The sequence below is a fragment of the Phyllobacterium sp. 22229 genome, assembly GCF_052056495.1.
Classification (GTDB): domain Bacteria; phylum Pseudomonadota; class Alphaproteobacteria; order Rhizobiales; family Rhizobiaceae; genus Phyllobacterium; species Phyllobacterium myrsinacearum.
In genome coordinates, this window is the sequence record NZ_JBQEPA010000018.1 from 12,619 (window position 1) to 26,114 (window position 13,496).

The window sequence follows — 13,496 nt, forward strand, 5'->3', positions numbered from 1 at the left end:
AATGCACCGCATCATGCTGAGATTGGCCGCCCTTGCTCTCGCTTTCCTGCTGCTTACCGGGGCGTCCCGGGCTGACGATGTCTGGTTGCCGGTGCGCGAGGTCTCGCTCGAGCTGCAAAGCGGCAGCCCGCTCGATTTTTCCGCGCTGCTGCCCAATCCGCCGATCAACGAGCAGAGCCGGATCGTCATCAACGCAGCCGGACGCCTGGCCCGTGCGGACGCGCCGGCCAATCCCCAGCGTTTCCTGTGTGCGTCGCTGGGCTGGAGCCCTGCTTCGGGCGGCTTTCCCGACCATGACGGGGCTGACCGCTATGCCCGGCAACTGAAAATGCATGGATACAACATCGCGCGTTTTCATTTTGTCGATGCCGCGCTGATGTTCGGCCGTACCGCCGATTTCGATTTCGATCCGGAAACCATGGACCGGTTCCGCTACCTGATGGCGGCGTTGAAGCGCAACGGCATTTACTGGATGATGGACGGTCTCAGTTCCACCCGCGGCGCCTATGGCGGCTATGACGATCGCTGGAATCTCGCCGGTGAGATGAAGCTTGAGGTCCAGATCGACGAAAAGACCTTTCAGCATTGGCTGAAATTCCAGCAGCTGGTGCTGGCAACGGTCAATCCCTATACGGGGATCGCGCCGATCCGCGATCCGGCTCTGGTGGCGATCATTCCGTTCAACGAAAACAGCATCGAGTTTGACAGTGTCCTGCATCAACGCGAGGGCCAGCCGCAATATTCCAGGCTTTTGCAACCGGTGTTCAATACATGGTTGCAAAAGCGCTATGGGACCACGGCGGAGCTGTCCAAGGCGTGGGGTGGGGTCGCGGCGGGCGAGCGGCTGGAGGACGCAACGATCGGCCTGCCGGCGAGTCGTTATGAAAAGACGCCGCGCATGCGCGACCTGCAGGCCTTTTTCATCGACGTGGAAATACGCTCCGCCGAACGCATGACGGCAGCGCTTCGCGCCCTCGGCTTCAGGGGCGTGGTGGCGCCCTACAACAACTGGCCGGGTGTCCAGACGAGCCTGTCGCGGGCGGGACAGCAGGCGGTGGCGATGAACACCTATCAGGACTGGATCGGCGGGTATGAGCCGGGCCGTTCGCTTGAGCAGAAGAGTTCGCTTGCCGACGGGGCGGCCTATATGCGGATGCTGGCTGGGGCCCGCTGGCTGGGCCGTCCGTTCATGGTCACGGAGTACGACCATCTTTTCTGGAGCCGTTACCGCTACGAAGCCGGCATTGTCATGCCTGCCTACGCGGCATTGCAGAACTGGGACCTGCTGTGCCGCCATGGGCACGGACCCATCGTGCTGGCCTATGGCGAGGATTTTGCCCATAAACGCCAGATGCTCCCCTATGCCATTGCGCTTGATCCGGTTGCGCGGGCGGGCGAAACCCTGGCCGCCCTCTTGTACCGGCGCGGCGATGTGCTGGGCTCACCGGCGTCCATCCCCTTCCGCATGCGCGGAGTGGAGGATTTGACGCAGAACATGTATGAGCGGGAACCCGATGCATTGACGGCGCTTGCCCTGCTGGCGGCAATCGGGCTGCAGAAGGATGCACCATCGGCCCCGGCCAGTGCGCTGGCGGTGGCATCGCCCCGCGATCCCGCGGCCGCTGCCACGATCCTCTCCGCTCTGCGCGACAGCAAGCTGCTCGACCCGGAAAACGGCACGGACGCGGGCAAGGGCATTTTTGAGAGCGTCACGAATGAGATCAGCCTTGACCGGAACAAGTTGCGCATGACGGTGAAAACCGGGCGGACGGAGGCGATTGCCTTTGCCGATCTCACCGATACGGTCACGCTCGCCAATCTGACCGTCGGCAATGCCGCGGGCAGGGGCCTGTTTGCCGTTTCAGCGCTGGATGGCCAGCCGATCGGCAGCAGCCGCCGCCTGCTGGTGATCTACGCGACCGATGCGCAAAACACCGCCATGCGGTTTTCGGACAGGGAAGAACGGGTTATCGCCGATTATGGCCGCTTGCCTGTCCGGATCAAGGCGGGCAGTGTCGACTTCTCCCTGCCGGGGAAAGGGCGCTGGACCATCTCGCCGGTCGGACTGGACGGCAGGGTGCAGCCAGCGGTTGCCCGGGGCAGCGGTGCCGTCGCAACACGGCTTTCCAACGCCGGGCCCAAGGGACCCACCACCTATTTTCTCATCGAGCGGCAATAGTATCAGAAGAAGTCCGACACAAGCCGGCTCCAGGATTCGCCCGCCAGTCCGCCGACATATATATCGTTGCGGTTGATGGCGTTGAGCACACCGGGATGGCGTGTGCTGACGCAGGTGTGGGCGCGGTGCCTGTACACCATCGCTCTTTGGCGGGACAGGGCATCGAGTTGCCCGGGCTGCACATGGCCGCGTGCGGCAACAAGCCCGGACTGTTCCAGATGATACATCATGCGGTTGATCACAACCGCCTCCTCCCCCTTGCGGGAAAAGACGTTCAACACCTGGGCAATCATTCCGGGGCGGCCGAAATAGATGAAGCAGCCGATCAACTCGGCATTCCGGTTCCAGACCGAACGGATGTTCAGGTCTCCAAGGCCCGTATTTTGTCTGGCAATATCCAGGATCCAGTTCAATTCAGCCGGTGACCAGACGGGGCGAACCGGGTAGGCGGACAGAAAGTCCTGAACGGCGGACACGAACAGGTCCGTGGACATCGCCTCGTCATGTATTCCCGTGCCGGGCTCGACATGCAGCGCCGGTGTCAAGCGTCTGACGATATGGTCGAGCGGGCGGGCTATCGGCAGGCGCGCAGCATAGCGGCCAAGGGTTGACCGTCTGGCGGCCAGCTGGGCAAAAAACGCGGCAGGCTGAAAAATCCGGCACCAGTCCAGGCCGTGGACCGGCAACAGCGCCGCGCGTGCCGCCTTGAACGCTCCGGCGCTGGCGGGAGATGCGCTGTCGGTAAAACAGAGGTCCTGATTGCGCGGCCGCAGGATCAGCGCCAGCTCGGCAGCGCCATGGCAGCGCATGTCGGGATCGGTCATGAAAGCGCAGAGGAGACGTGCCGTTACAATCTCGCCGTCGACCACATACTGCATCGGCACGGCCGAGATGACGCTGCTTATCTGGCCGGACGGTGTCTCGTGAACAATGCTGCCATGTTGCTGCTGGTAGATCGGGCTGCCGAAAAACAGCTGTTCAAAATAATCGTTGAAAGCGTTGCTTGAACTGATGGTGCGCTTGCGGAAGATTTTATAGAACAGCCGTCCGACCTGAGGAATATCGTCCACCGTCATCGGACGTATCTGTCTTCCCCGTTCCATCCCCATCCCCATGCAGATTATTGTTGCGACTAATAGTCCGCACTATCTCGATGATCGAAGCCCTTAGTCAATGCAACCAAGACGCGATTTTTCAATTCTGACGGGAAGAAATTTTACGTGGTAAACGATCTCTCCTGTGCGGCAATACGGCTGTTGCGCGCCAGACGAAGAAGAACGATCCATGCGGCGATCATGATGGCGATTTCGATGACATAAATCGAGATGAAGGTTCCGAGCGGCGGCGCGACCCAGGTGGCCCAGGCGATCAGTCCCGCACCAAGCGCATTGGCGGTGTTGAGAATCGCCGCCCGGGGGCCGTGATATCCCGCCGCCCCAAGCGCATCGACAGCGACCGACCAGATGGCAACGAAGACCACCGTTCCGCTCAAAATCCGGCAGAACGAGACCAATGACACATATTCGCTGCCGAAGAGGATGGGCAGGAACGGGGCAATAATGAAGATTGCAAGAGCCGAGCCGATGCCGATACCGAGGGCGGCCAGCAATATTTTCTTGGTCCGTCCGATCGCGTTGTGAATGCCGTCGACGCTCAGGCGGGCAAGACCCGGATAGACGAGGCGGTTCATGGCATCGATGGAGAGATAGCTGCTGTCAACGATACGGCGCACGACGCCGTAGCTGCCGACGACCTCGGGATTGGCCATGATGCCGAGCATGAGAAGGTCGACGTTCTGGCGGATGGCGCGGAAGATGAAGGGCGTGGCAAACAGAATGCCGAGGCGGATTTCCTCGCGCACGATCCGGTATTGCGGCCGGCCGAGTTTGCGCAGTGACCACATATAGGCGATGAGGACCAGCACATGGGCCGTGAATTGCCATATGGCCCAGTCAACCAGGCTGGTCACGCCGAATACCAGACAGGCAAGCGCCGCGGCGGCGGTCCGGGCAAAGGCGAAGCCGACCACGGAGCGGTTGGCGGCGGCAAATTGCGAATGGCCGATGAAAATCTGTTCGGTCAGGAGGATGATGCGGACCAGGATGACGTTGGTGATGAGGATCAGCAGGATCGCGATGACATTCTCGACAGGATCGGGCGAAAGCTTCATCCAGAAGGGCAGGATGGCGATCCCCAGCAGCACCAAAACGACGCCGCTCGTCAGCGTCAGGATGAGGTTGTGCCCCATCATGACGGGATACATCGCGTGGTCGCGCGCCACCCGCCGCACCAGGCATTCCGAGGCGCCGAGGCCGCACAGATGCACGGCAATGCTGGTGACCGCCGTCACGGAAACGAAGACACCGAATTCGACGGCGCCAAAGGAGCGTGCAAGAATGGCGAATGTCACCAGCTGCGCCGCATTGGCGATCAGCAGGCTGCCGCTCGACGCCGCATAGGACATGATCATCGGCAGGAGCCGCGGCAATCCGCCGATGATCTCCGCAGCATTCAACTTCTTCATGTTCTGAAACCTGGGCGGAGGGCTGACATTTTCATCTTTATTGTTCAGCGGACCAAAAGGAGATAGCCATTTATTAACCAAAATTTGCAATCTATCGTTTAGATATACATTACCATTAAACCGTTACGGTTTGATTGATGCTTACAGAGTATTGCTGAATGTACAAACTGCGTGACGCGACGGGCAAACTGCAGCCGGCAGCTCCTATCAAGGGACCTGTCGTCGAACCTCCCGTGCGTGACGCGCGCAAACCAGCCCCTGCCACTTCCTTCTCTCTGCCGCAAATCGACGTAAGCGTGCTGATTTCCTGGCTGCTTGCCCGGTGGTACTGGGTTTTGATCGGGGCTGTCGTCGGTGCGCTGATCGGCATCGGTTACGGGATGGGCGCGAAGCCGCGTTATACCGTCTATACGGACCTGCTCGTGCCGCCGGCCAATCTCCAGGTCCTGCCGAACGACATCTACGTGCAGAACCAGCAGGGCGACACGCAGCTGCTTGACGTTGAAAGCAAGATGCTGGTGCTGACCTCCGGCAATGTGCTGCGGCGCGTTGTCAGCGAGCTTGGCCTTGCCAGCGATCCGGAATTTGTCGGTACCGATGGTCCCGGCCTCAGTCTCGGGTCGCTGTTCGGCGGCAAGCCGGCGGTTGCCGACAAGACGCTGGCGGCCATGCGCAGCCTGTCCGAGAGAATAACCGCCCGCCGCCAGGAGCGTTCCTACATGGTCACCATCGCGGCCTGGGCCAACAATCCCGATATGGCGGTCCGTATTGCCAATGCCCTGGCGAAAGCTTTTCAGGAGGAAGTCGCCCAGGCGGAGGCGGATGGCGCCGGACGCGCGGCCTCGGCGCTCACCGACCGCCTGGCGGAGCTGAAACAGAGTGCGTCCGATGCGGAAGCCAAGGTGGCCGAATTCAAGCGCGATCACGGTCTCCAGACCAGCGCCGGCGAACTGATCAGCTCGCAGTCCATGGCACAGATCAACGTGAAGCTGGTGGATGCCAATGCCCGGCTGGTCGAAGCACAGTCGCGCTACAATGAACTGACGGCCTCGACACCCAGCCAGACAAGCCCGTCGGCGACATTGCAGTCGCCCACGCTCGCCAGCCTGCGCGCCCAATATGCGACGGTCAAGCAGACGGTCGATTCCATGTCGATCACCTACGGGCCGCGTTATCCCGGGCTGATCCGCGCCAGATCGCAGCTGGGTGGACTTGAGCAGCAGATATCGCAGGAAACCGGGCGCATCCTGCGGGCCGCCCAGGTCGATCTGGATCAGGCAAAATCCGTCGTCGATGCGCTGAAGCAGCAGGCGGCCAGTGCGCGCTCCTCCGTTTCCATGGACAATGACGCACAGGTGCGGCTGAACGATCTGGAGCGCGATATGGCGACGAAAATCGCCATCTACCAGACCTTCCTGACCCGGGCCGGCGAAACGACGGAGCGCCAGCAGCTCAACAGCACCAATATCCGGGTGATCTCGTCCGCCATACCGCCGCTGCGCCGCAGCTGGCCGCCGCGCACGGCGCTGCTTGCCGGTGGCGGAGCATTCGCCGGATTGGGCCTGGGCGCTTTCCTTGCCGTGGCCACCGGCCTGCTTGGGGTCATGCGCGCCGAGCGCAAGGCAAAGAACAGGTAAGCAGGATACGTTCTTTTATGGGAACAATCGAAACCAGAACTGCGCCCACGACCACTGCTGCGGGTGGTGTCGGCGCATTGCTGTTTGTGGCGATTTTTCTGTTTTTCTGGATTACCACAACGCCCTATGTCGATCTGACGGGTGACGCTTCCGTCGATCCGAGCGCTGGAAACTCCAATCTGGTCAATCAGCTCGTCACGCTGGTTCTCTCGGCAGGCTTGATCGGCTACGGGCTCAGCAGCCCGATGCGCCGGACGATCATGCAGCCGCGCGCGCTGATCGTTCTGCTGTTCGCCTGGTTCATTCTGGTCTCCGCACTGTCCGCGCATCCGGATATCGCCCTCAAGCGCATCGTCCTTGCCATTCTGGTGTGCGTGAACGCGAGCATCTTCCTGCTGTTGCCGCAGTCCGACCGGCATTTTGGCAAGCTGCTCGGCCTCGCGACGCTCATTATGCTGGGCTTTGCCTATTTTGGCGTCATCGCCCTTCCCACGCGGGCCATTCACCAGGCATCGGAAATCCGCGAGCCGATGAATGCGGGTTTCTGGCGCGGTCAATTTCCCCACAAGAACGTCGCGGCGGCTGTCATGGTGATGGCGGTGTTCTTCGGACTGTTTGTCCATAGCGCGGGCCAGAGACTGGCGGGTATTGCCATCATCGTCCTCTCGGTGGTGTTTCTGCTGCACACCGGCGGCAAGACATCCACCGCCGCATTGCCGGGTGTTCTCATCCTTGCCTGGATATTCGAGCGCTGGAAGTGGACCCGGGCGCTGATCGGTATTGGCGGGATTGCCGTGTTCAATATTCTTGCCGTCGGATCGGCGGTGTTTGAACCGATACGGTCTCTCATCACCGCTGCCGGCATCGACGCGACTTTCACCAACCGGACGGACATCTGGCGTTTTGCCTTTTCCGCCATCGCCCAAAAGCCCTTTACGGGGTATGGATTCCAGTCGTTCTGGCAGACCGAGGAACTGGTCTACAGTGGCGGCAAGCTCGAGACATGGGCCGTTGCCGCCTATAATGGCCATAACGGCTATCTGGATACACTTTTGACAACCGGGATACCGGGGTTGGTTCTCACGCTTATATGGTTGCTTTTCCTGCCGCTGCGCGACATAGGCAGGGCGGATGCGACATCCAACAATTCGGCCCTCACACGGCTTTTTGTTCGCATCTGGCTTTACGGGATCTATACGGCCTGCGTGGAAAGCATGTTCTTCCAGAGTGGCAGCCCGTTATGGTTTGCATTCCTCTTCGCCGTGTTCGGCCTGCGCCTGCAAGCCAATGCGAACATTGTCAGCCCACCATCCTCGCAAGGTAAATTGACGGTCGCCCATGCCTGACATTCTGAAAAAGCTGGACTATTGGTCGGACCGGATCACCGACAGGCTGATGCGCCGGATGCCGGGGCCGCGCCTGCACATACCCGTGTCGCGCCCGGTCGTGTCCTTTACCTTCGATGATGTGCCTGACACGGCGCTGACCAACGGCGCACGGATATTGGAAGGCCATGGCGTGCGCGGCACGTTCTACATCGCCGGGTCGCTGGAAGGACAGATTGAACCCGGGCGCAGGCTCATTTCCCGCGACGGATGCCGGGCCCTGGCGCAGCAGGGGCATGAGATCGGCTGCCACACATTTTCCCACACGAAGGTGTCTCATATGGGCAACCGGCGGCTTGCCGCCGATCTGCAGCGCAACAAGGCCTATCTCGACGGCCTTGCGCCGCAGGAGCATCGCCGCAATTTCGCCTATCCCTACAATGCCGGCTCGTTCCGGGGGCGCGGCATTTTCGGCAGCCGCTTTGAAACCTGCCGCGCCGGCGGCGAACGCATCAATCGCGGTGCCGTCAATCCGGCCTTTCTCTGGGGCGTGGAAATCCGCCAGCCGGAAAGCCATGCGCTCGGCTTGACCCATTGGATCGATACTTTGATCGCGGAGCCTGGCTGGCTCATCTTTTTCACGCATGATATCGCGCCGCAGCCGACGCCGTTTGGCTGCACGGCGGACACATTCGAACGTCTCGTTGCCTATGCGCTGGCGCGCGGCTGCACGGTCCTGCCGGTACGCGACGCGCTGGAACAGTTCAGCGCGGAAAGGCATTCGTCGTGAAAGCATCCGCCCACACGAAGCGCCTGCTGGCGATCAACAACTATTTCTACCGGCGCGGCGGTGCCGAAGCGATCTTTCTCGAGCACATGCAGCTCTTTACCGGGATCGGCTGGGAGGTCATTCCCTTTGCCATGCAGCATCCGGACAATGACGCCTCTGCGTGGTCGGAGCATTTTGTTTCTGAAATCGAATATGGGCGGGAAAGCAGCCTTTTGACCAAGGTCGCCCAGGCCGGCAAGATCATCTACTCCTTTGAAGCGCAGCGCAGCATCGAAGCGCTGATCGGGCAGGCCCGGCCCGACATCGCCCACGCCCACAATGTCTATCATCATCTTTCGCCTTCGATCTTTGCCACGCTGAAAAAGGCGGGTATCCCGACCGTGATGACCGTGCATGACCTGAAGCTCGCCTGTCCCGCCTACAAGATGCTGGTTGACGGCCATGTCTGCGAGGAGTGCCGCGGCGGCCGGATCTACAATGTCGTCCGGCACCGCTGCATCAAGGGCTCGCTCGCCCTCAGCGGCCTGGTCTTCCTGGAGACCATCGTGCATCGCGGGCTGGGGCTTTACCGGAACAAGGTGGACAGGTTCGTTGTACCGAGCCGGTTCTACCGTGAGAAGCTGATCGAATGGGGCTGGCCGGCGGAACAGCTCGTCTACATCCCGAACTTTGTCGATACGCAGGAATTCGCCACCGGCTGGAACGAGGGCGACTATTTCGTCTTTGCCGGGCGCCTTGCGCCGGAGAAGGGACTGGTTACGCTGATCCGCGCTGCGGCGCTGGCAAAGCAGCGGCTGGTGATTGCGGGAACCGGCCCGGACGAGGCCATGCTCAAGGCCCTTGTTGCGGTACTGGGCGCGGATGTCACGTTCGCCGGATATGTTTCGGGTGAGAATCTGCGCCGCCTGATCGGCGAAGCCAAGGCACTGGTCCTGCCTTCCGAATGGTATGAAAACGCGCCCGTCAGCATCCTGGAAGCCTATGCGCTGGGCCGGCCGGTGATTGGCGCGGCCATCGGCGGCATTCCGGAAATGATCCGCGAGGGCGAAACGGGCATGACCGCCATTGCCGGCGATGCGGACGATCTGGCGCGCGCCATCGGTGCCATGGCCGGACTGACGCCGGCGGCGCGTTCGCGCATGGGCATGAATGGCCGCGACTGGATCGCCCGCGACTTCTCGGCGGCTGCCTATCGCGACCGTATGGCCGGGCTCTATGCCACGCTTGGAGTGTCGTGATGGCGGATGGACGCGGGGCAGCAAGGCAGCCCACGGTGATGATGCTCGGCCTGCGCGGCATCCCGGAGGTGCAGGGCGGCGTGGAAAAACATGTCGAGGAACTCAGCCGGCATTTTGTCGACAAGGGCTGGGATGTCACGGTTCTCGGCCGCAGGCGCTATCTGCTGACACCCGATCCCTATACGTGGAAGCGGGTAAAAGTGCATCCGCTGTGGTCGCCCGGCTCGGTGAAATTCGAGGCAATCGCCCATACGGCGCTTGGCGTGTTGTTCGCCGCCTATCATCGGCCGGATATTCTGCATATCCATGCCATCGGCCCGGCGCTGCTGACGCCGCTGGCGCGCCTCCTTGGCCTGAAGGTCGTCGTTACCCATCATGGTTATGACTACGACCGGCAGAAATGGGGCGGCCTTGCCAAGCTCATGCTGAAACTGGGCGAGAAGGCCGGCATGCGCTTTGCCAGCGGCCGCATTGCCGTGTCCAACGATATCGCGCGGACAATGGAAAGCCGTTACGGCGTGCCGGTGCAATATGTGCCCAATGGCGTGACGATCCGCCGGAGCCAGGCGGATACGGGCATTCTCGGGAAACTTGGGCTGACGCCGCGGCGCTATATCATGCTGGTTGCCCGCATCGTGCCGGAAAAGCGCCAGCACGATCTCATCGCGGCATTTGCCAAACTGGCCGATCCCACGGTCAGGCTGGTTCTGGTCGGCTCGGCCGAATACATGGCGCAGTATTCGCAGGACATCGAAACACGTGCCGCTGATGTTCCCGGTGTGATCCTTGCCGGCATGCAGACGGGCGACGATCTTTCCATCCTCTATGAGAATGCCGGGTTGTTCGTGCTGCCTTCCAGCCATGAAGGCATGCCGATTGCTTTGCTCGAAGCCATGGGCGCGGGACTGCCGGTGCTTGCCAGCGACATCACGGCCAATCTGGAAATCGGGCTGCCCGCACAGGACTATTTCCCGCTTGGCGACATCGAGCAATTGGCTGCGGCCATGCGGTCAAAGCTCGCCGTGCCGTTCGATCCGCGCAAAGCGGCGGAGCAGGGTGCCCTTGTGGCGGAGCAATATGGCTGGATGAACATTGCGGACCAGACGCTTGACGTTTACAACGCGGTTTTGAAACGCAAGGCACCCTGATCTCTTAGGGAAAAGTGGTGATCCCGACTGGATTCGAACCAGTGGCCTACAGATTAGGAATCTGTCGCTCTATCCTACTGAGCTACGGGACCATGCGGCCAGACATACTGTTTTTCCGCGGCAACGCCAAGTCTGAAGATGCGTGAAATGCACGCATCTTCAGGGGCCGCGCCTCAAAATGTCAGGATGCGGCGGGAAGGGCGCTTTCGGCCAGTTGCACCCAATAGCTGATGCCGTGGGGAATGGCGTCGTCATTGAAGTCATAGGCCGGGTTGTGCAGCGAGGCGCTCTCGCCATTGCCGATGAACATGAAGGCGCCGGGGCGCGCTTCCAGCATGTAGGAGAAATCTTCCCCCGCCATCATCGGGGCGACCTCCAGATTGACGGCATTGCTGCCGGCAACGCTCTGCGCCGTGCGCGCGGCAAATTCCGTCTCCTGGTCGTGATTGAAGGTGACGGGGTAATTGCGGTCGTAGTCAATCCTCGCGACAGCGCCGAGAGCCGTCGCCACGCCCTCGGCCACTTCGCGCAGGCGCTTCTCGGCGAAATCGCGCATTTCGGAGCGCAGCGTGCGCACCGTGCCTGCCAGCTCGGCCTTCTGCGGGATGATGTTGTGTGCATCGCCCGCATGGAATTTGGTGACGGACAAAACGACCGAATCCAGCGGATCGGTGCCGCGCGAGACGATGGTCTGCAGCGCATTGACAAGCTGGGCGCCGATGACAACCGGGTCGATCGTGCGGTGCGGCTGCGCCGCGTGACCGCCACGGCCTTCAATGGTGATGTTGAATTCGTCGGTTGCCGCCATGATCGGCCCCTTGCGGATGGCGAACTGGCCGACGGGCAGGCCGGGCGTGTTGTGCATGCCGTAGACTTCGGAGATCGAGAAGCGCTCCATCATGCCCTCCTTGACCATTTCGCGGCCGCCGCCGCCGCCTTCCTCCGCCGGCTGGAAGATCACCGCGACCGAGCCCTTGAAATTGCGGGTTTCGGCGAGGTACTGCGCGGCACCGAGCAGCATGGCCGTATGGCCGTCATGGCCGCAGGCATGCATCTTGCCGGGGGTTTTCGATGCATAGGGCTTGCCGGTGATTTCATGCAAGGGCAGCGCATCCATGTCGGAGCGCAGGCCAACCGTCTGCCCTTCGCCATGGCGGCCGCGAATGATGCCGACAACGCCGGTCCGGCCGATGCCGGTGGCAACCTCGTCGACGCCGAAGCTCCGCAGCTTGTCCGCGACAAATTTCGCGGTCTCGTGGACATCGAACATCAGCTCCGGATTCTCATGCAGATGGCGGCGCCACCGGGAGACTTCTTCCTGCATTTCGATGGCGCGGTTGAGCAAGGGCATGGTGTTGAAACTCCAAACGTGCGGGCTATAGCTGACAATTCAGTGAACAGTTTAAAGGTGTTTTGCCTTTTGCCTGCCACATAGGATAGATAAGGCCATTGCGACCCGGCGGGAAGCCCGGCAATGAAATCACAAGGCCATTTCCCTGGTTCTTTATACAGACAGGCTGGATATCTGGAATGCGGAAAACTGTAGCACTCTTTCTCTCGGGCTGCGTGGTGTCAACCACTGCGGGTCTGGCAACGGCGGCACTTGCGGGTCCGAACATCACTGTGGATGTGGGTACCGGCGAGATTTTGTCGCAGGAAGATGCGTTCCAGCGCTGGTATCCGGCGTCCCTCACCAAGCTGGTGACGGCCTATGTGGCCTTCCGCATGATCGAATCAGGCCAGGTCACCCTGGACACGCCCATCAAGATGACGGCCCGTGCGGCAAAGGAGCCGCCGAGCAAAATGGGCTACAAGCCCGGCTCGCAGCTGACGCTGGATAACGCGTTGAAGATTATCATGGTCAAATCGGCCAATGACGTGGCGATGGCGATTGGCGAGACCCTCGGCGGCTCATCGGAAAAATTCGCCGTGCTGATGAATGCCGAAGCCAAGCGCCTGGGCATGTACGGCTCGCATTTCGTCAATCCCAATGGCCTGCATTCGGATGATCACTATACGACAGCGCGCGACCTGGCGATCCTGACGGTGCAGATGCGGCGTGAATTCCCGCAATACATGCATTATTTCGATATTGAGGCGATCGATTCCGGCAACAAGATCCAGGCCAATTTCAATGCACTGATCGGCCGGTTCCAGGGCGCAAACGGTATGAAGACCGGCTTTGTCTGCCCGTCCGGTTTCAATCTCGTCGGCTCGGCCACCCGCGATGGCCGCAACATCATCACCGTCGTTCTGGGCGAGTTGAAGCAGCAGGGGCGCGCGACGAAGGCGGCCGAGCTGCTGGCAAAGGGGTTTGAGACCCGCGGAACCGGCAAGACACTGGAGGCCCTGCAGCCCTATGGCCCGGCCGCGCGCGATGTCGCCGTCAACATGCGTCCGACCGTCTGCTCGAAGGAGGCAGCCGCCTCCGACAGCTGGGACGGCAAGGACGCAGAAGGCCATATCATCCAGGGCTCGCCCTACATGTACCGGATGGATCATCAACCGCAGGCGGAACTCGTTGCCCTGCTTCCCTCCAAGACCAATGCGAAGGGCAAGGATATGAGCCGCATCCCGATCCCGATTCCGCGGCCCGACCGCGCCTCGATCACCGATGCGGCCAACACGGCAAAAGCAGTGAATTAACAACAACGC

Annotated in this window: 10 protein-coding genes and 1 tRNA gene; 7 read left to right on the forward strand and 4 right to left on the reverse strand. The window is 61.2% G+C overall.

Annotation, left to right across the window (positions count from 1 at the left end):
• The first annotated feature begins 13 nt into the window (after window positions 1-13).
• On the forward strand, window positions 14-2,179 hold the full coding sequence (locus tag ACTJJ7_RS20270; protein ID WP_440968642.1) for a glycoside hydrolase: 2,166 nt from the start codon (window positions 14-16) through the stop codon (window positions 2,177-2,179).
• 2 nt (window positions 2,180-2,181) lie between these two features.
• Here the strand turns inward: ACTJJ7_RS20270 and ACTJJ7_RS20275 are convergent, their stop codons facing one another.
• Window positions 2,182-3,282: a GNAT family N-acetyltransferase gene (locus tag ACTJJ7_RS20275; RefSeq protein ID WP_440968643.1), complete on the reverse strand. Its 1,101-nt coding sequence runs from the start codon at window positions 3,280-3,282 to the stop codon at window positions 2,182-2,184.
• A 113-nt stretch (window positions 3,283-3,395) separates the two neighbouring features.
• On the reverse strand, window positions 3,396-4,703 hold the full coding sequence (locus ACTJJ7_RS20280; RefSeq protein WP_440968644.1) for a lipopolysaccharide biosynthesis protein: 1,308 nt from the start codon (window positions 4,701-4,703) through the stop codon (window positions 3,396-3,398).
• A 158-nt stretch (window positions 4,704-4,861) separates the two neighbouring features.
• Here ACTJJ7_RS20280 and ACTJJ7_RS20285 point away from each other — a divergent pair, with 158 nt between their 5' ends.
• Genes ACTJJ7_RS20285 through ACTJJ7_RS20305 form a run of 5 tightly spaced genes read left to right on the forward strand, consistent with a single transcriptional unit; the run spans window position 4,862 to window position 10,841 of the window.
• A complete protein-coding gene (locus ACTJJ7_RS20285; protein ID WP_440968645.1) occupies window positions 4,862-6,340 on the forward strand; it encodes a GumC family protein in 1,479 nt (492 codons plus the stop codon).
• Between the two features lie 17 nt (window positions 6,341-6,357).
• Window positions 6,358-7,686 (forward strand): O-antigen ligase family protein, encoded by a 1,329-nt coding sequence (locus ACTJJ7_RS20290; RefSeq protein ID WP_440968646.1) that lies wholly within the window; start codon window positions 6,358-6,360, stop codon window positions 7,684-7,686.
• Entirely contained in the window at window positions 7,679-8,455 is a 777-nt protein-coding gene (locus ACTJJ7_RS20295) for a polysaccharide deacetylase family protein (protein ID WP_130270926.1), read from the forward strand. Before ACTJJ7_RS20290 ends, ACTJJ7_RS20295 begins: the two co-directional genes overlap by 8 nt.
• Entirely contained in the window at window positions 8,452-9,693 is a 1,242-nt protein-coding gene (locus tag ACTJJ7_RS20300; RefSeq protein WP_440968647.1) for a glycosyltransferase family 4 protein, read from the forward strand. The genes ACTJJ7_RS20295 and ACTJJ7_RS20300 overlap by 4 nt, the downstream gene beginning before the upstream one ends.
• The gene (locus ACTJJ7_RS20305; protein WP_440968648.1) at window positions 9,693-10,841 is read left to right on the forward strand and encodes a glycosyltransferase family 4 protein; all 1,149 of its coding nucleotides are present in this window, start codon (window positions 9,693-9,695) and stop codon (window positions 10,839-10,841) included. Before ACTJJ7_RS20300 ends, ACTJJ7_RS20305 begins: the two co-directional genes overlap by 1 nt.
• A 15-nt stretch (window positions 10,842-10,856) precedes the next feature.
• Here ACTJJ7_RS20305 and ACTJJ7_RS20310 read toward each other — a convergent pair.
• Together ACTJJ7_RS20310 and ACTJJ7_RS20315 are read right to left on the reverse strand one after the other, a co-directional pair.
• Window positions 10,857-10,933, reverse strand: a tRNA-Arg gene (locus ACTJJ7_RS20310).
• Window positions 10,934-11,022: 89 nt separating this feature from the next.
• On the reverse strand, window positions 11,023-12,192 hold the full coding sequence (locus tag ACTJJ7_RS20315) for a M20 aminoacylase family protein (protein WP_130270870.1): 1,170 nt from the start codon (window positions 12,190-12,192) through the stop codon (window positions 11,023-11,025).
• A 179-nt stretch (window positions 12,193-12,371) separates the two neighbouring features.
• Here ACTJJ7_RS20315 and ACTJJ7_RS20320 point away from each other — a divergent pair, with 179 nt between their 5' ends.
• Window positions 12,372-13,487, forward strand: coding sequence for a D-alanyl-D-alanine carboxypeptidase family protein (locus ACTJJ7_RS20320; protein ID WP_440968649.1), 1,116 nt, complete (start codon window positions 12,372-12,374; stop codon window positions 13,485-13,487).
• Window positions 13,488-13,496 lie beyond the last annotated feature (9 nt).